This is a genomic window from Algoriphagus ornithinivorans (assembly GCF_900115305.1).
Lineage (GTDB): Bacteria > Bacteroidota > Bacteroidia > Cytophagales > Cyclobacteriaceae > Algoriphagus > Algoriphagus ornithinivorans.
In genome coordinates this window covers 112,451-131,922 of record NZ_FOVW01000007.1, presented here as the reverse complement: position 1 = coordinate 131,922, position 19,472 = coordinate 112,451, and the positions used below count along the sequence as shown (strand labels likewise).

Genomic DNA, 19,472 nt, shown 5'->3' with positions numbered 1-19,472 from the left:
ATGCATCTGGTTTTCTTAACGAATGAATATCCACTGGAAGGAGTAATTCATGGTGGAGTAGGTACTTTTTTGAAATTACTTTGCCCAGAACTTGCCAGAAGAGGGCATAAAGTTACCGTCTTGGGCTTGTCTTCAATTTCCGAAAAACAAGTGGTAAATTCAGAAGGAGTAAACGTAATTACTATTCCCGCCTCCTCTCAATTAAAACCAAAAGCAATTTTTAATTTTCGAAGATTAAATAAGGAGTTGGATAAAATTCATCTTAACCATAAAATTGACGTGGTTGAGGGGCCAGAGATGTCTTTTTCTTTTATAAAAAAGATTCCTGGAGTAAAATATTTGATTCGAATGAATGGAGGACACCATTTCTTTTCCGAAGCAGAAAAGAGAAAAGTTAATTTATGGAAAGCTTTTATGGAAAAGCGTTCATTCTCAAATGCGGATGCTATATGCGGTGTAAGCAGGTACGTGATGGATCATACAAAGAAATATATTGACTTCTCTTCCAAAGAGGGCCCTGTTATTTTTAATCCAGCTAATCTTGAAAATTTTTTCAAAGCTGATGAATCCAAAGTGGTTCCCGGAAGACTTTTTTTTGCAGGGACTATTTGTGAGAAAAAAGGAATTAGACAATTGATTCAAGCTTTTCATATTGTTCATGAAAAATTCCCGCATACTGAATTATTTATGGCAGGACGGGATTGGTTTTATCCCGATGGAACTTCCTACACAGAAAAGATTAAAGAGATTGTATCCAAAGATCTTTTTAAGTCGGTTCATTTCTTAGGTCCATTACCCAATTCTTCAATTCCTCAATGGATTGAGTCAAGTGAAATTTGCGTTTATCCTTCCCACATGGAGGCAATGCCTTTGGCTTGGATAGAAGTTATGAGTATGGGGAAGCCATTTGTAGCCACCAAAATAGGCCCAGCCTTTGAACTTGTAGATGATGGGTTATCAGGGCTTTTAGCGGACCCACTGGATGCTAATGAACTTGCAGAGAAAATTCTCCAAATACTGGAAAATCAGGAATTAAAAGAGAGTTTGGGAAGAAATGCCAGAGAAAAAGTACTGCGAGAATTCACACTGGAGGCCATTGCTGATCAAAGTGTAGAATATTACCAGCAATTGATTTCTTGAACTCTAAAACTCCCTTGAAGTCCCCCACAAACTTTTTGATCATCACTCATGTAGCCCATGTTAGATTTCAGGGGAAATATTGGGGATATGGGCCCTATGTTAGGGAAATGAATTTATGGGCAAGAAATGTAGCTTCAGTCACTTTATTGGCACCTCTTAGTAGTAAAAAAGCACCAGATCCCATAGACTTACCTTACGAATGTTCAACTTTGAGATTTGTACAGGTCGAAAGCTTCGAATTAACTAGTTTAAGATCTTCCTTAAAAGCGCTTTTTTTCTTACCGTCTATTTTTTTTAAAACTTGGAAAGAAATAAAAAAATCAGATCATGTTCACCTCAGATGTCCTGGAAATATGGGACTGATTGGTGCAATCACTCAGGTTTTGTTTCCCTCCAAACATAAAACTGCCAAATATGCGGCAAATTGGGATCCCTCCAGTCAACAGCCTTTCACGTACCGATTACAAAAAAAGATTTTAGCCAGCCAAGCACTTTCTAAAAACATGCGAGTCCTTACCTATGGAAACTGGGATTCCTCAAATCAAAATTTGGTACCCTTTTTTACTGCCTCTTATTCAGAAAAGGATCAAAAAGTCGTAAAACCCAGACAACTATCTTTAGATCAAAAAATTCGGCTCATATATGTTGGGGGACTACAAAAGGCTAAAAATCCTTTATTGAGTATTCGAGTTTGCCAAAAATTACTGGAAAATCATGTAGAAGCAGAGTTAAATCTTTATGGACAAGGTCCTGAGATGGAAAAGCTTTTAGATTTTGTTGAAAAAAATAAGTTAGGCAATAACGTTATTCTTCATGGAAATGTGAATAGTGAAGAATTGATGAAGGCCTATCAAAATTCTCATTTTTTAATTTTTGTTTCTGAAAGTGAAGGATGGCCTAAAGTAGTTGCAGAGTCAATGTTTTGGGCTTGCCTTCCTATAACTTCTCCCGTTTCTTGTGTGCCTCAGATGCTGGGAGATGAATCAAGAGGAGACCTTGTTTCAAATTCTGAAGATATGATTTTTGATATCATCTGTAGATATGTGGAGGAGCCTGAAAAGTATTATCAAAAGGCTCAATCCGCTAGAGATTGGTCGCAAAAATATACTTTAGAAAGATTCGAGCATGAAATTCAAAACCTCTTAAAAAATTGAGGATCATTCAATTAATTGACACCCTTGAAATGGGAGGAGCTGAAAGAATGGCAGTGAATATTTCTAATGCCTTGCATCAGGATGGAAATGAGGTTTTGGTCATTGTTTCTAGAAAAAAAGGCCCACTTTCTAAATTTTTACTTGAAAGAATTCCTCTCATAAATTTAGATAAAACTCGATTTTTTGATTTCAGAGCTTTTTATCAATTATACAAAGAAACTAAGGATTTCAACCCTGAATTTATCCATGCTCACGGAACATCTATTTATTGGGCTATAATACTTTCTTGGTTTTTTCCTTCCACAAAACTGATCTGGCATGATCACTTAGGAGTAAATGAAGAGGTCATTAAAAACAATCCAAGAAAAGAGCTCAAAGTTTTAAAAAGGTGGATTGATGGGATAATTGCCGTAAATCCAGCGATCCAAGACTGGTGGATTTCATTTTTAAATTTTAATCCCGGAAAAATTAAGTATATCAGAAATTTTCCCTTTTTAAGCTTAAGCCTTTCATCAAAATCAGGGAAATCATTGGATATAGTTCATGTGGCGAATTTCCGTCAGGAAAAAGGACATCTAACTCTTCTTGATTCTTGCAAAATGCTTAAATCTCAGCAGGTGGAATTCAAGTTGAGGTTAATTGGTCAAGTTTTGGAATCAGAGGTTTACGAAAAAGTTTTGGAAAGTATCAAAATAAATAATCTTGAAGATGAGGTTGAAGTAGTTGGGCCAGTAGATAATATTGCTTCTGAACTTGAAAAAGCTATTATTGGTTTGGTTTGTTCTGATCGAGAAGGCTTACCGGTATCGCTTTTGGAATATGGTTTGGCGAACCTACAGGTACTTTCCACAAGAGTGGGTAATTGTCCAGAAGTCCTGAATAATGGAGAATTCGGCTATTTGGTGGAGCCTGCTAGTCCAGACCAACTTGCATCAATGTTGATTTACATGAGGGATCATCAAGTTGAAGCCAAAGAAAAGGCCAATAAATTTCATAATCATATAAGCTCAAATTATGGAGCGAAACAATTTTTAAAAGAATACTACAGTTTTTTGAAAGTAGTAAATCCGCATACTTTAATCCCTGCTTCCTTTTGAAAGTAATTATTCATAACATTTCGAATTATTATTCCTCCTATTACTTGCATGGGCTTATTAAAGTCCATGAGTCTCATTTTTCTGCGTCTAAAGAATTTTCAAGCTTTAATAATAGGGGGTATATAGTTTTTGAAATTAACGGAAAATTAGGTGTCATTGATAATCATGATCCAATCGGGGTTAATGAGGAGTTGTATGAAAAATCTGATTTTTATTTTGTTACAAACAAAGTAAAGGGTAATCCATCCTATGAAAGAGAAAAAGTATTTCCATTGTTTCCTCATTATCCTATAGATGTAAGATCTTCTTATCTTAAATTATTTGGAATCCATCCTTTTTTAAAGTTGAGGCCCATCGATTTTCTTAAAGAATTGTATGCTCAAAGTTTGAGACCATTATATAATTCAGAGCAGTTTCAATATCATGGCTCCAATTATGTCTTTTTTTCAGGTTCAATTTGGAAAAAGGAACCCTTCGCTAATCAATTAAGGGCAACATTCATTCAAGCTTGTAAAGATCATCCTATGATTAATTTCGAGGGTGGGTTTGTGGAAAGAAAAGATGGACAGCATGGAGGTTATGATCACTTATTGAATACCAAGAAATACAAGCCAAGAGAGTTTGCTTCCCTTTCCAGACAGTCAAGAATTATTTTTAATAACCCAGCTGTATTGGGTGCAGTGAGTTGGAGATTAGCTGAAAGTCAAAATCTAAGTTCTTTTGTTCTTTCTTTCCCTTTTGATATTCATCTACCAAAATATCCCCTTCACGGTGAGGAGATTCATATGATCAACTCGTTGGAAGAAATTTCAGAATCCATTGATTACATCATGAAGAATGATTCTTATCATCAAAAGATTTCCAAAGGTGGAAAGTTGTTTTTTGATAAATATTGCACTCCAGAGAAACAAATCAATTTTGTGCTAAATTATTTTCAATAAACTGCGAATAGATCTATTAAGCTTTTTTATTTAGCCCACATTAATCCCTAAAATGAATCTATCAGTCAAAAGCCTGCTACAAAGGAAAACTTCAGGGGGAAACTTTATACCTGAAATAGATGGATTGCGGTTTTTTGCAATTTTCACTGTCTTGATTTTTCATTTGAATACAGCTTATTCCAGAGAACTGGCGATAGATTGGACTGAATATTTACCCACTGAATCCTTTATGAACCTTGGATGGTGGATTGTAAGGATGGATTTGGGAGTAAAAGTGTTTTTCGGTATTTCTGGGTTCATTTTAGCAGTACCTTTTATTTTACAATACCATTATAATGGCAAAATTGTCTCCTTAAAACAATATTTTATAAGAAGGCTCACTCGATTAGAACCTCCCTTTATTATCACATTGGTTTTATTTGCGGGTGTTCATATTTATGTGCTGAATGAGGATCCAGAATTGATTCAATCTCATTTTTGGGCAAGTTTATTTTACTTGCATACCATTATTTATGAAATGCCTTCCATCATAAACCCTGTTACTTGGAGCTTGGAGACAGAGGTACAATTTTATGTGTTGATCCCATTTTTAAGTTCTCTTTTGTTTATAAAGAAGTCTAAAAAAGCATTGACAGTGCTTCTGGTTTTCTTCTTAATCATCCTGTCAGTTTGGGCAAAAAATTATATCTATACCAATTCTACACCTGGCTGGGACTATACGGTGTTTGTCTTTTTAAGCAACTTCCTAACAGGCTTTCTATTTGCGCTCACATATTTAAAACTCAAGTCTTTTTTCAAAATCAAGTCTATTGGGTTTGACCTTCTAGGTTTAATTTCTGTATTCACACTCTTTTATTTTTACAAGCCGCAATCGGATATGATCAATAATTTGATATTTAATACTTCAATTTATCTATTGTTCATTTCGACTTTTAAGGGGAAGATTTTTAATAAATTTTTCACTACTCCAATAATTTATTTGATAGGGGGAATGTGTTATACTATCTATTTAATTCATTATCCCTTCTTTCACTTATTGGTCAAATTTTCAAAGTATTTACTTCTTTCAGAGAGCTACATGATCAACCTTTCCATTCAAATGCTCATAGGAATCCCGGTTGCAATCTTAGTGTCTATTTTCTTTTTCGTCTTAATTGAAAAACCTTGCATGGATAAGGATTGGCCAAAAAAACTTTGGGTATTTACCAAGCAAGGCTTAGGCTTTTCAAAAAATTAAAGTGTAAGGTGGAATCCTATAATTGATTAAAAATTAATATGGATATCCGCTTTCTTACCAGTATTGACAAAAATATGGCTTATTGTCTGCTGAAAGGATCAAAATCCGGAAGCTTCGGTCTTCGGTCATCGGTCTTCCAACCTGTCAAGCAAGGAAAATAAGGCAACTGGCATGATTGCGGATAATCAGAAAAATTAATCAGAATGCATTCAATCAATTTTTTACCTTTATTTGAATTTCTACTCTATTTCAAGTCTTGCTAAAATCAATCGCTAATTCCGAATATCCATTACTATGGATAATTTTTCATATAGCTCTGGGAGTTATTTCAGCAATTTCTCCTATTCCTTTAATAGTTTGGTTTTATTCAATCGCGGTTATCTCGTTTTTTGGGGTCATAAAGTCCAGCGATAACCCAAGCTATTTGATTTTATACACGGTTTATTTGATTTCTTTTGAACTACTTGCACGAATGGCAGGTACATCGCCATTTATACCTTACGAATTAGGGAAATATCTTTTATTTCTTTTAATGGTATTTGGCATTATCATGTTCGAGTCAAAAAGCTGGATCGGTTTTTTACTTTTGATATGTCTAATTCCTGGGCTGATGATAGACTCGTCAGGAAAAGTTGAATGGCTTGATATTGTCTTTAATGTGGTGGGGCCAATCAATGTTGCATTGGTTGTCTGGTTCTTTTACAAAAAAAAGATCAGTGTTTCAGTTTTTTCCAAAGTGTTTTTACTAGCCACTTTACCTCTTATTTCTGTTTTAAGCTATACTTTCTACAGATTGCCTGACTTTGATGAAATAGATTTTGAATTAGGTGCCAACTCTGTAACTAGTGCTGGGTTTGGATCCAATCAAGTTTCTACTGCCTTGGGCTTGGGAGCTTTTTTGGTATTTGTTATTTGGTTGAATAAATGGAAGCTGACTGGATATCGCTGGTTGGACGCTATTATATTCCTAGTCTTTACCGTTCAAGGGCTTTTGACTTTTTCCAGAGGAGGAATGTTTGGAACAGTGGTCGGAGTGGTTGTTGTGCTCTTTTTCCTTGCAAGAAGTTCGCAAAATGAAATTAAGAGGTTCAAACTTCCAAAAGTAGGTAAGTTTGTTGTTCCTACTATCGTCTTTGTTGTTACTGCTTTTTATATAGCTAATGAAATTACCGATGGGCTTTTGCTGCTTCGATACCAAGGAGAAACGGCAGGTACCTTGGCAGGTTCTAAAGAAATTGATCTCAATACTTATACAACTGGTAGAGTAGACATCTTCTTAGGTGATTTGGAGCTTTGGTATGACAATTTGCTTTTTGGAGTCGGAGCGGGTGCTTCAAGATATTTAAGAGATACTATGGTGGAAGTTGCCGCCCACATAGAACTCAGTAGACTACTGGCTGAGCATGGGGTCCTAGGCCTTATCAATTTTTTATTGTTAATGTATGTAGGACTCAATAATTTTTCTTTTCACAAGAATCCTATGATCAAAGGTATTTTATTGGCCTGTTTTGCAGTTGGGATTTATACAAGTTTCCATGCAGCCATGAGAACATTTATTTCTCCCTTGATGATTGGAATAAGTTTACTAAGCGTTTATCAAATCAAGAAAAGACGAGATAAAATTAGTGCCGGTAAAGATTTGAAAGTAAAAGAAGCATCACCCTCTCTATGATTTATCCATTTATTCTGAAAAATTTTGTTTTACCTCTCGGTAGCAAATTGATGGGAGGAGGTATTTCAAAAAAAATCAAGGAATACGAATCAATTTTAAGTCTTCAGCCCTCTGAGATTGCTGAAGTTCAGCGGAAAAAACTAAATCAAGTCCTGGAATATGCAGTCCAGAATAGCCCTTATTATCGATCACTTTTTTCGGATAAAAATCTTCCCTCCTCCGAAATTTCTTCATATCCCATCTTAACAAAACAAAACTTAAGAGATAAAATTGATGAAATTATTACTGTAAAGGAAACAGCTAATCTGCATCAAATTTTATCCAGTGGATCAACTGGTCCCCCAAGCAAAGTTTATTATTCGAGTGAAGAATTGGCAATTCCTAGGGCTATACAACTTATATGGTGGTCTTGGGCAGATTATGAATATGGAAATAGCATATTACAAACTGGGGTTAATTTAAATCGTTCCAAGGAAAAACAGATCAAAGACTTTTTTTTCAGGACTAAATATATTGAAGCTTTAAAGCACAATGAGGAGCAAATTCTTCAGGAATTGAGTTCTCTTCAATCAGAGAATAGAGACCATTTTGTAGGATATGCATCCAGCTTGTTTTTGTTCAGTAAAGTCGCATTGGATAATGAGATCAAAAATGTTCAATTCAAGTCTGTTATTTCTTTAGGAGAAAAGCTCCTGCCAAACTTCAGAGAATCCATTGAAAAGGCATTCAGGTGTAAAGTATTTGATACCTATGGGAGCTCAGAAGGTTTGATGGTAGCTTCTCAGTGCAAACATGGGACTTATCACATCATGTCTCCACATGTGTTTGTGGAGATCCTTGATGAAAATGGGGTAGAAGTTAAGCCAGGTGAGATAGGTTCAGTTGTATTGACAGGCTTAGATAATTTTACCACTCCTCTGATTCGTTATGATATTGGAGACATGGCTGTCAAAGGTGATTCAGGTGCCTGCGCATGTGGTTTAAACTTGCCTCATTTAGGCGAAATCATTGGAAGGTCAACTGAGTTTATTCAAACACAAAATAAAAAATATATTACCGTTCAGACTGTTGTCAGAATAATGAAATTTTATCCTCAGATTGAACAATTTACTTTGATTAAGAAGGAGGATAATAGTCTTCAACTTCAATATATTGGTTCAGAGAATCTTTCTGAAGATATCGAAAGTCAAATTACCAAGTCTTTTTCCAATCTCTACGATGAGTTTTTTGAAATCGATTTTTTAAAAGTCAATCAATTGCCACGAAGAAAGTCTGGAAAATATCAGTTAATCATGAATCTAAGTCAGGATTCAAAATGAAAATTGCACTTTTATATTTTCCACACAGGGAGGGGCATAACTCTATATTCCCCTTTTTTCTTTATAAGTCTCAAATTGAAAGCTCAGGTATCAAGCTTCAACTATTTACGTCTTTAAAAAAACTCAAAGAAGGTTCTTTTGACATATTATTTATCTCGGGACTTTCTCTTCCAAAATTGCTTGGAAAACAAAATACTAAAGAGGAGTTTTTAAAAATCTTGTATGATCAAAAGGAGTATCCTGTCATTTTTTTATCAGGAAATGATTCAACAGGACCTATACAAAAAGAGATATTAAATTTGGTGGACCTTTATTTATCCAAGCAAATACTAAAAGATAAAAATTTATATCTCATCCCTCACAAGCGCCATTATTTCAGAGAGAAAATGATGGACTTGTTCAGGTTTAAAAATGAAAATAAGTTTGTACCTGTATCCCTTGAAGAAAAAGATCTTTCTAAACTCGGCGTTTCCTGGAATTTGGCACTTATTGATTGGAAAACGCAGACTTCCACCAAATGGAAAAGGTACTTAACCATTTTTTTAAAAAACAAAAAGCCAATCTCACCGGAGCGGGTTAAGCCTTTGATTGAAAGAAGGATTCCGATTATGTTTAAGGGGAATTTGTTCCCCAAAGAGCACGATGTAAGTCGTCTTCATAGACTGTTAACTTTTAGAGTAGCCTCAAAAATAAAGACTAATGCTCCACCTGTATCCAATAGCCCCCTGTCTCACAAAGAATATCTTGAGCAAATGAAAGAGACTGTAATAAGTCTATCTCCTTTTGGTTGGGGTGAAATTTGCTACAGGGATTTTGAAGCTTTCAGGACAGGATCCTTATTGTTTAAACCGGAAATGGACCATATTGAAACTTTTCCAGACCTTTACACATCTGAGAATCATATTTCGTATCGATGGGACTCTTCTGATCTTGAAGAGAAAATAAAGGATGTGCTAGATGATCCCTCTAGTTTTCAAAAATTAGCTTTACAAGGCAAAATTGATTTCGAAAACGTCTTAAATCCTGAGATTTTCGGAAAAAAATTTCTTCAACATTTAAATGGAATAATTTTTAAAGCGAGAGAAAATTTTGAAAAAAGACCTAAAATCCAATCCAATGAATCAGGTCGATAAGCCTTTAAAGCTTTTGATTTTTTATCAATATTTCGGAACTCCAAAGGGAGGCTGGAGTACAAGGTATTATGAGTTTGCTAAGCGATGGGTAGGCTTAGGTCATCAAGTCACTATTGTTACATCACCATATTACAAATCTGACATTAAAGCAGATGGATTTATTTCAAAGCAGAATATTGAAGGGATTGATTTAATAGTAATCAATTCTCCTGATTCAAATAAAGTAGGAGTAATTCAAAGAATGATCAATGCGATGAGGTTTTCTTTGGTCTCGACTTATTACGCCTTGAAATTGAACTATGATATTGTTCTTGCGAGTTCAGGTCCAATTACAATCGCCTTTCCAGCTTTGATGGCAAATATTTTTAGGAAAAAAAAGTTTGCGTTTGAAGTTAGGGACCTCTGGCCAAAAGGAGCCATTGAGTTGAAAACTATTCAAAATAAACTTCTGATTAAGGTAGGTCTCAGTTTCGAAAAATGGATCTATAAAAGGGCAAATTTGGTGGTGTCTTGCTCTCCAGGAATGGATGAGGGAGTAAAAGATGTAAATCAGAACGTTCCTACTTTGATAATTCCAAACTCATCAGATAATGAACTTTTTTCTCCAAATGAACCAGAAATTCCTATTGGTTTTCCTGCTGAGTGGAATCAAAAATCTATTTTTATCTATGCGGGTTCTTTAGGCTTGATGGACGATTGCTCGCAAATTATCCATGGTGCCAAACATCTGAAAAGTCAGGATATAAAAATTGTAATAATTGGGGATGGCGCAGAGAAGCAATTACTAAAATCATTGGTTACTGAATTACAATTGGAGGATAGAATTTTATTCAAAAATTTGATGCCTAAACAGGAATTGGTAAAATGGTTCTCCATAGCAAAAGGTAGCTTTGTCACATTTAAAGATCTTTCGGTATTGCATACAAACTCACCTAATAAGATGTTTGACTCTTTCGCAGCTGGAGTACCAATAATCCAGTCCACGAAGGGATGGATCAAAGATTTGATAGAAGAAACCCATTGTGGTTTCAATGTAGATCCAGGTAATCCAAGGTCTTTTGCTGATGCGATGGAAGCAATCCATGCTGATGAAAGTTTAAGAAGTGAAATGAGCCTTATGGCTAGAAAAGTAGCTGTCGAAAGGTTTGATCGAGGAAAACTTGCTAACATTTACCTAAATAGGTTGCTTGAATTGAAATGAACTCCTATTTATTGACAGGTGCGACAGGATTTCTTGGATCAGAAATTTATCAGAAAATTAAAAAAGAGACTCTTACTCTGGGGAGATCTCCATCCAGTGATATTTTTTTTGATTTCGGATCGGTAGTCTCCGATATTCCAAAGGTCAAAATGGTAATTCATTGTGCAGGAAAAGCCCATTCAATTCCTAAAACAGAGGATGAAAAAGAGGCTTTCTTTTCTATGAATACAAAAGGAACCTCCTTTCTTTTAGAGTCTTTGGAGGCAAGCATGGCCATACCTGAAACTTTTGTTTTTATCAGTACGGTTGCAGTATATGGGCTTGAAAAGGGTTTGGGAATAAAAGAAGAAAGTCCTTTACTGGGTGACTCACCTTATGCAAAAAGTAAAATTCTTGCTGAAAAAATGCTTGAGGAATGGTCTAATAGAACTGGTGTGAAATTAATAATTCTTAGACTACCATTGATTGCAGGTAACCATCCTCCAGGGAATCTAGGCGCGATGATTAATGCCATTAAAAAAGGGTTCTATTTTGGTTTAAGAAATAATACATCAAAAAAGTCAATTGTCCTCGCGGAAGATGTTGCTAAGCTTATTCCACAAATCCATGGGAAATGTGGCATTTTCAATTTAACTGACAGAATACATCCTAGTATCAGCGAAATAGAGCAAGTGCTTTCAGATAGATGCAATAGGTCTTTGAAATCTATCCCTTTTCAATTAGTCAACTTTATGGCTAAAGTTGGAGATCAAATTTTCTTTTTTCCAATAAATTCTAATCGCTTAGAAAAGTTGACTTCCTCCTTAACCTTTGATGATTCCAAAGCGGTCACCGCCTTGAATTGGAAGCCAACTCCTGTTCTGGACTTTTTAAAAAATAAAATTGATATCAAAAAATGAAGATCCTTTTTCTGGGAGAAACTTATCGTGCTGATGCCAAAACTTGGATAGAAGGAATTGAAACCTTCTCTGGTGCTAAAATTGATACTATGGAGGTGCCATTTTCTCCGAAAAGATGGAAAAGGATTTCTCTGTTTCTCCTTTTTTTAGTGCAACTCATTAGACTTCGAACTCAAAAATCCTTTGATATAGTCTTAGCGGAAAGAGCCACGAGTTATGGTTTTTTTTCTTTATTGGTCAAAGCACGAGTGAAAGTAGTCGCACAACAAGGTATTACAGATGCTTTCCCAGAGGAAGGTTTTACTGGCCTTTATAAGAGATTTTTTCAAAGAAGAGTCTATAAAAATGTGGACTTGATACATGCCTGGGGCCACGTAATGACTTATGCGATGCTTGAAAGTGGGGCAGCTCCATCTAAAATCATGGTTTTACCTAAAGGAATTAATCTTCAACGATATACTTTTTCAGAGAAACACGAGTTCAATTCCACTCCGATAGGAATTGTTACCAGATCCCTTTCAGATATCTATAGACATGATATTATTTTGCAATCTTTGGCAATACTGAAGGAAAAAGGTATTGAAGTAAAACTGAGGGTAGTTGGTGATGGAGTTTTGATGGAAGATCTAAAGCTTCTTGCAAAAAATCTCCAGATCTCAAATCAGGTGATGTTTTTAGGAAGAGTGGATAATGATAAATTACCAGTCTTATTGAATGACTCTGATTTTTATGTCGCAATACCTGAAACAGAAGGGGTCTCAGCTTCTTTATTTGAGGCCATGGCTGGAGGTTGTTTTCCTATAGTAACAGACCTACCCTCCAATAGAGCATTTATTCGTCCCGGACAAAATGGATTGTTAGTTCCTTCAGGTGATGCTCAGAAATTGGCCGATGCCATAGAGTTGTTTTTGGCCAGCAGAAGCAAATTCACTGAATATGTCAGAGAAAACAGAGCTTATATTGAATCTGAAGTAGACTTCAATAAGAATATGGAAATAATTTGGTCCCGATACCAACAGCTTTTAAAATAATAATTCAAATATGTGCGGAATAGTAGGCTTTTGGCAGAATCATCAAGTTGCTTCTCCTGAAAGATTAAAATCAATGAATGATGCGATTTTTCATAGAGGTCCTGATGCAGAGGGTACTTACATTGAGGATACTTTAGCTTTAGGTCATAGGCGTCTTTCTATTTTAGATTTGTCCGAGCATGCGAATCAGCCCTTTCATTCTCCTTGCGGAAATTATATACTGGTGTATAATGGGGAAATTTTTAATTTTCAGGAGTTTTATCCTGAGCTAAAATCAAAAGGCTATCAATTCAAAACCACTTCAGATACTGAAGTTTTGTTATTTCTTTTGATGGAGTATGGATTTGATGTTCTTTCTCGACTTAACGGATTTTTTGCATTTGCTTTTTGGGACAAGACTAAAAAACAGCTGAGTCTAGTTCGGGATAGATTTGGAGTTAAACCTCTATTTTACCATCAAAACGATATGGGATTTAGCTTTTCAAGTGAACCCAAGGGCATATTTGCTGGAGGTATTGATAAAGAAATTGATCCATCGCATTTAGATGAGTTGTTTATTTACCGATTTGTATCAGGTGAAAACACCATTTTCAAGGGGGTGAAAAGATTACTTCCTGGACATTTGATGACTCTTTCACAGGATAGCAGAGTAGTTCAGACCAAAAGATGGTTTCATTTGGGAGAAGAAGCCAAAAATTTCAAGGATATTAAGAATCCAATCGAATGGTTTGAAGAGACATTTTTTGATAGCGTGAAATTAAGAATGATCTCAGATGTTCCTGTAGGTACTTTGCTGAGTGGAGGATTAGATAGTAGTGGAATTGTTTATAGTCAAGCTACTCAAGGTTTCACTGGATTGAGTTCTTGGAATGTGAAATTTAAAGGCTACGAACACGATGAGTCCACCATTGCTGAAAGATTTTCCAATGAATTGGGAGTAGAATATAATGGTCATGAGTTTTTAGGACAAAGACAGGTTGAACTCACCAAGCAAGCCATAAGAATCAATGATGAACCACTGATGCATTTTACAGATAATGTATTACTGGGACTGAGTTTGGAGGCAAAAAAGAAAGTAACTGTATTATTGACAGGGGAGGGTGCTGATGAGGTGTTAGGTGGATATGTAAGGTACAAAGTACACGATGGCGAATTCAGATATAACATGCTCAGCTTATTGAATCTAATCCCTGAAAAATACCTGTCTCAAGATAGATTGAAAAAGCTGAAACGATATATGTCTTTGAGGAATCCGGATGCACAAATGCTCATGAATGCAAATGAGGTATATCTTTCTGATTTGAAAAAACTAGGAATTCTATCTTCAAACTTACTACCCGAATATCGAATTAATATTTTGGAAGAGGCCAAGTCTCTTTTTCCGAAAAATCGTTATCGTCAACTTTTGTATCTGGAGCAGCACACTCACTTACATTCCTTAAATGATAAAAATGATAGAACTACAATGGGGGCTTCAATTGAATGCAGAGAACCTTATTTAGACTATCGATTAGTGGTCGGAGCTGCATCAGTTCATGATAAATATTTTAATAGTAAAGGAAAAGGAAAGTTATTGGCCATGGATAGTTTTGGGAAAAAGCTCCCAGACTATATCAGAAATCATAGGAAAATCGGTTTATCCATGCCATGGGATCGATATATTATGGAAAATCCTGAGTTGAGACAGCATTTAGAATCAATGCATAAATCAGAACTTTTTGAAATGGGATTTTTATCTCACATTGATATCAAAAAGGCAGTTGAAAATTTTAAAAATAATCCAAAATCAAACCTGGGTTGGATGAAGCAGCTATTTTTCACTTCTTTATGGTATGAAATTTCTTTCCAAAAATGAGAATAGCTTTTTTCATTTTTTTTTAAGAAATAAAATCAATGTTTTTTTTCAAAACGAATTTTTCATTGAGTAAAAAATACTCTGTTTATCAACCTAATGGATATAGGTGTTTGAATTTTTTCTAGTGAAATGCTTCTAAAATTTCTTACCCAATCTTCAACGATATTTTTTTTGCAAGCATCTATTTATTTAATCCCATGAAAAATCCTCTTGAGTTTTTTGTACTGATGTTTTGAACCCCTTCATGCCAGTTAGATACCTACTACTAAATATTAAATAGGGTAGCTTGATTAGATTCCGCATCCTACACACTCTAGATAAATAAAAATAATCTTCTGCCCATTTTGAGGCGTGTAGGTTCTTTAATTTTTTCTGATACTAGCTATTTATCTTTGTTTAAAAAAATCTTAGTTTCGTTTTTAAATCGGTAATTCGGGATAAATTGCTTTAGAAGATATATCTTTTATAGAATCTCGTAACTTCTGAATTCCAAAAACAAGATAGTCACAGTAAATTTTTGTCATTTGATTATAGTTTTTACCATCAATAAATCATTTCTGCTACCTTTTGCAGTTACCCTTCATTCTCTCCTTCTTCATAATAAGGGTGAGTTGAAAAAGCTTATTGTTTTGACTGATGAAATTCCTGAAAGTGATCTGGAAAAAATTAAGGAAATAATAGGGGATAATGATATAGACTTTGAGTTAATTCAGATTTCAGATGATGATTTATCAGGACTTGTTACCACTCTTCATTTCCAAAAAGCTAATTACTATCGTTTACTTATCCCTGAATTTGTCAGAGAGGATAAAGTAATTTATCTAGATGCGGACTTGTTAATCTTAGGTTCTCTTCTTCCTATTTGGGAAACGCCATTAACAAATAACTATTTAGCAGCAGTTTGCACTCCTGGGGTTAGTTGGCATCCAGAATTGGGTGTTAGTAAAGAAGATGGGTATTTTAATTCTGGAGTAATGCTGCTGAACCTTAGAAAGTGGCGCGAAGAGAATTTCGGAAGAAGAGTAATTGATTTTGTAAGTGATAACCCTAAATTAATCCGCTATGTGGATCAGTGTGGTCTAAATGCACTGGCAAAAAATAACTGGATAAGGCTCCCATTATCTCATAATTTGACAGTGGATGTATACGAAGGAGACTTTGAATTTGGTGATTGCGGATGTAGTAAAGAAGATATAAACAAAGCGAAAAAGAGTCCTTTAATAGTTCATTTCACAGGTACTAGTAAACCTTGGCATACCAGTAATCAGCATCCATTCAAAAAGAAATTTTGGAAATTCTTGAGACAAACCCCTTATTCCAGATCTTTCCCTGAGGATTTTAGTGCCCTTAATTTCATTAAATATTTGACCCCTAAATTTTTCAGGCAGGGAATCAGAAGATTTCAGTATAGATTTTTTCCGAGAGGAAAATTTAAGCTAATGAAATAGATTTTTATGATTGAAAAGGATAGCCTACAGCATGTTAAACTATACTTTGACCAATCCTTTTTCCCTGAAGGATATGTATTTGACCTATTTTTAAGAAGTACGGACGGGAGTATTCAAATCAACTCGGAGGCGACGGATTATTTTACCATTGTTGAAAAACCTGAAGATGCAGATTTAATTTTTATTCCAGTTCCTCTTTCTGAACTTGTAAAAAATCAAATTGGTCGTGAAAAGATAAAAAGTCATGTCCAAATCGGAAGAGCTTTTAATAAAAAGGTTTTTGTTGTATCAGACGCAGATCTGATTTTCAACCCAGGATTTGATGATGTAATTATTTTAACTCCCGGAGCTTATAAAAGTCTTCCTAATCAAATTTCAATTCCCGCATTATTGCCCAAAGATCCATATATCAAATGGGTTGGGGAAGTCTGGGAACCTATCCGAGACCTATCCCGATTTAGTGTGGGATTCTGTGGGCAGGCAACTTCTCATGGTTTAAAGTACTTAAAAGATAGGCTTCAATATCTACAATTAAATGCTAAAAAATTGCTTGGGGACAAGACCCATTTATATATTCCCTTTTTTTTCGCAGCTAGTGAACGTGCGAAAATTTTAAATCACTTGGAAAAATCTTCATTAATAGATACAGATTTTCTTAAAAGAGAAAGATATAAAGGGGGAGGTAAAAGTGAAGATGACCTAATGCAGTTAGAGTCAGAGTTTTTTGAAAATATAAATAGAAACCTTTTTACAGTTTGCATCAGGGGATTTGGAAATTATTCTGTAAGATTTTTTCAAACTCTAGCTATGGGGCGTATCCCGGTAGTCATTGAATCAGATTCCCTTTTGCCTTTTGAATCCCAATTAAACTATGACAAATTTATTGTTAAGGTCCCTTTTGAAAATAGATTAAAGGCCGACAAGTATATCCATGAGTTTTTGAAAGATAAAACTCTTGTAGACCTCCAACGTATTCAGTCTGAATGCAGGAAGGTTTGGCTGGATTATTTTAGAAAACCGTCCTATTTCAAAGCCATGAATATCGAATTAAGAAATTATTTGAGGTAAGTTTTTCTCTAAAAAAATGGGAGATTTAATTTTAAGGAAGGCCCAGTTTGATGATCTATCCAAGATCGCTTCTTTTTTTTTGAAAGCTTATGGATCAAATACTGCATTTCAATCCTCCAGTTTTTTAAAATATTATTTCAGAAATCCATATAATCCATCCCAAATTTTTTCTTCAAATTGGATTGGCTTAAACCCAACAGGTGAAATAGTTTCTCATTATGGGGGACTTCAATATAAACTGCAACTAGGCGAAAAAACTTTGCAAGTAGTATGGGGAGTAAATGCCTACACTTTACCGGAATATAGAGGCTTGGGGTTCAATGGAAACCTTGTCAAAATACTTTTTAAAGAGAATGTGGTGAATGCTACTTTAGGAATGAGCCTTGAAACCCACAAGTTTTACAAAAAATTGGGATACCAGGTGTTTGATCATTTAAGATTTAGTAGATTTATACTAAATTTTAAAGAGGATTCTTTTTTAATTATTTCTGGTATGGGGCAAAATACTGAAAGAGCTCAATCGTTGGTACCGGTTACTTTTATTCCAAAAAGCGTTGAAGAGGGTAAGGGGATTCAACCGGTTAAAAATGAAAATTTAAAGAACTATTCCTTCGATTTGGGTGTGCATGCCACTTGCACTACTCACAGAGATAAAGATTTTATTTCTTGGAGATTTTTAGATAACCCTTTTATTGATTACAAAATATTCATTGAAAAAGTAGGGAATCAAATAAATGCATACGCTGTAATAAGAGAAGAAAAGTTAGAACCATCCGGTAAAAAGATAGGTAGGATCATTGATTTATACGGCAGCCCTAGATTAGTTGGATCTCTTTTAGAGCGAATAAAAATTTGGAGCTTTCAAAGAAATCATATCTATTTAGAGTTTTCCAAAATTGGAAATCTTTACAGCGGGGAATTGCTAGATCAAGGATTTATCAGGTTAGATGAAGACGATGCAGCTTTATTTCCTCAGGTTTCTTCTCCAGTTGAAAATAGACCCAATCAAGAATATTTAGCAATTTATAGTAACCTTTTTAACCAAGAGATTCGTTCCTTAAGGTCTGAAGACATCTATTTTACACGAATGGATTCAGACAGAGATAGAATTGCAAGATTGGACCAAACTTTTAAAACTAATGACTAATACCGTTTCTATTGTCGTTTATCATTATGTTCGAGAAATAAAAAAATCACGATTTCCAGGAATAAAGGGGCTTGAAACGTCTTTATTTAAGGAGCAAGTGGCCTTTTTGAAGAAGAATTATAAATTGATTACAATGGAAGATTTGATTGATGCAATCGAAGGCCAATCTAAACTTCCGGAAAATTCAGCCATACTTACTTTTGATGATTCGTACTCAGATCATTTTTCTCAGGTTTTTCCAATATTAAAAAAGTGGGGTATTCAGGGGAGTTTTTACATTCCATCTCAAATGATTACTGAAAATAGAGTCTTAAATGTTAATAAAATTCATTTTATTTTAGCCTTAAGTTCAAATAAAAGAGAAATTATCAAGAAAATATTTGAAGAAGTAGATAAGATCAGGAGGGAAATTCCTCTTCCTGATTCCGATAGCCTATTTCAGATGCATGCTATACCACATCTCAACGATTGTGGAGAGATTATGCTGATAAAAAGAATGCTTCAGAAGGTTATTCCTCAGCCTTATAGAAATCAATTGATTGATGAGTTATTTAGGGAAGCCGTTAGGATGGACGAAGAGTCATTCAGTAAGGAATTATATATGTGTAAGGATCAATTAGAATACATGGCTTCTTCTGGAATGCATCTTGGAAATCACACATACTCTCATCCATGGCTTAATTTGCTCTCAAGAAAAGAACAGGAGGAGGAAATATCCAAGTGTAGTCAGTTTTTAAGTTCCATTGGGGTGAATGAAAACACCAAGACAATGTGCTATCCTCATGGGGGGTATAATTCTGATACGATTGAAGTGATAAAATCAATGGGATTCAAGCTTGCACTTACGGTATCTCCAGGAGTTGCTCGTATAAACTCGAACAATGCCTTTCAATTAAGTCGGATTGATACAAATGACATAACAGCTGAAAAATTTTTTCCCAGAAATCAAAAAAATTAACTTTTTTGAGTCTTAATAACATCTCATTTACAGTAAAATCTCATATGCTCGCAAATTCTCTTAAAAAGTCATTATATGGCTTGTATAGATCTTTCTATAGAAAGACAAATTCTTATAAAAAGAGTCAAGAATTAAGTCAGGCTTTAAAAAAAGAGGAGGAAAATTTACAACA

Annotated in this window: 16 protein-coding genes; all 16 read left to right on the top strand. The window is 34.8% G+C overall.

Going from position 1 to position 19,472, the window contains the following annotated elements:
- The 16 genes from BM073_RS12190 to BM073_RS12115 all read left to right on the top strand — a co-directional run bounded on the left by BM073_RS12190 (position 1) and on the right by BM073_RS12115 (position 19,300).
- On the top strand, positions 1-1,140 hold the full coding sequence (locus tag BM073_RS12190; RefSeq protein ID WP_091654513.1) for a glycosyltransferase family 4 protein: 1,140 nt from the start codon (positions 1-3) through the stop codon (positions 1,138-1,140).
- A 14-nt stretch (positions 1,141-1,154) separates the two neighbouring features.
- Entirely contained in the window at positions 1,155-2,294 is a 1,140-nt protein-coding gene (locus tag BM073_RS12185) for a glycosyltransferase (protein ID WP_245756412.1), read from the top strand.
- A complete protein-coding gene (locus BM073_RS12180; protein WP_091654512.1) occupies positions 2,291-3,391 on the top strand; it encodes a glycosyltransferase in 1,101 nt (366 codons plus the stop codon). Before BM073_RS12185 ends, BM073_RS12180 begins: the two co-directional genes overlap by 4 nt.
- Positions 3,388-4,332, top strand: coding sequence for a hypothetical protein (locus tag BM073_RS12175; protein WP_091654511.1), 945 nt, complete (start codon positions 3,388-3,390; stop codon positions 4,330-4,332). Before BM073_RS12180 ends, BM073_RS12175 begins: the two co-directional genes overlap by 4 nt.
- A 52-nt stretch (positions 4,333-4,384) precedes the next feature.
- Positions 4,385-5,569: an acyltransferase family protein gene (locus BM073_RS12170; protein ID WP_091654510.1), complete on the top strand. Its 1,185-nt coding sequence runs from the start codon at positions 4,385-4,387 to the stop codon at positions 5,567-5,569.
- A 256-nt stretch (positions 5,570-5,825) separates the two neighbouring features.
- Positions 5,826-7,241 carry an O-antigen ligase family protein gene (locus BM073_RS12165; protein ID WP_091654509.1) on the top strand — a complete coding sequence of 472 codons (1,416 nt, stop codon included), beginning with the start codon at positions 5,826-5,828 and terminating at the stop codon, positions 7,239-7,241.
- A complete protein-coding gene (locus BM073_RS12160; RefSeq protein ID WP_091654507.1) occupies positions 7,238-8,560 on the top strand; it encodes a phenylacetate--CoA ligase family protein in 1,323 nt (440 codons plus the stop codon). The genes BM073_RS12165 and BM073_RS12160 overlap by 4 nt, the downstream gene beginning before the upstream one ends.
- Positions 8,557-9,693 carry a hypothetical protein gene (locus tag BM073_RS12155; protein WP_091654505.1) on the top strand — a complete coding sequence of 379 codons (1,137 nt, stop codon included), beginning with the start codon at positions 8,557-8,559 and terminating at the stop codon, positions 9,691-9,693. The genes BM073_RS12160 and BM073_RS12155 overlap by 4 nt, the downstream gene beginning before the upstream one ends.
- Positions 9,677-10,894: a glycosyltransferase family 4 protein gene (locus BM073_RS12150; protein WP_091654503.1), complete on the top strand. Its 1,218-nt coding sequence runs from the start codon at positions 9,677-9,679 to the stop codon at positions 10,892-10,894. The genes BM073_RS12155 and BM073_RS12150 overlap by 17 nt, the downstream gene beginning before the upstream one ends.
- Positions 10,891-11,793, top strand: a complete 903-nt coding sequence (locus BM073_RS12145) for an NAD-dependent epimerase/dehydratase family protein (protein WP_091654502.1) — start codon at positions 10,891-10,893, stop codon at positions 11,791-11,793. The genes BM073_RS12150 and BM073_RS12145 overlap by 4 nt, the downstream gene beginning before the upstream one ends.
- Positions 11,790-12,824, top strand: coding sequence for a glycosyltransferase (locus BM073_RS12140; protein ID WP_091654500.1), 1,035 nt, complete (start codon positions 11,790-11,792; stop codon positions 12,822-12,824). The genes BM073_RS12145 and BM073_RS12140 overlap by 4 nt, the downstream gene beginning before the upstream one ends.
- 10 nt (positions 12,825-12,834) lie before the next feature.
- Positions 12,835-14,679 carry an asparagine synthase (glutamine-hydrolyzing) gene (gene asnB, locus BM073_RS12135; RefSeq protein ID WP_091654498.1) on the top strand — a complete coding sequence of 615 codons (1,845 nt, stop codon included), beginning with the start codon at positions 12,835-12,837 and terminating at the stop codon, positions 14,677-14,679.
- 524 nt (positions 14,680-15,203) lie between these two features.
- The gene (locus tag BM073_RS12130; protein ID WP_175557908.1) at positions 15,204-16,127 is read left to right on the top strand and encodes a glycosyltransferase family 8 protein; all 924 of its coding nucleotides are present in this window, start codon (positions 15,204-15,206) and stop codon (positions 16,125-16,127) included.
- Between the two features lie 6 nt (positions 16,128-16,133).
- Positions 16,134-17,195, top strand: coding sequence for an exostosin domain-containing protein (locus tag BM073_RS12125; RefSeq protein ID WP_091654495.1), 1,062 nt, complete (start codon positions 16,134-16,136; stop codon positions 17,193-17,195).
- Between the two features lie 16 nt (positions 17,196-17,211).
- On the top strand, positions 17,212-18,342 hold the full coding sequence (locus tag BM073_RS12120; RefSeq protein WP_091654494.1) for a GNAT family N-acetyltransferase: 1,131 nt from the start codon (positions 17,212-17,214) through the stop codon (positions 18,340-18,342).
- On the top strand, positions 18,305-19,300 hold the full coding sequence (locus BM073_RS12115) for a polysaccharide deacetylase family protein (protein WP_139217492.1): 996 nt from the start codon (positions 18,305-18,307) through the stop codon (positions 19,298-19,300). The genes BM073_RS12120 and BM073_RS12115 overlap by 38 nt, the downstream gene beginning before the upstream one ends.
- Positions 19,301-19,472 lie beyond the last annotated feature (172 nt).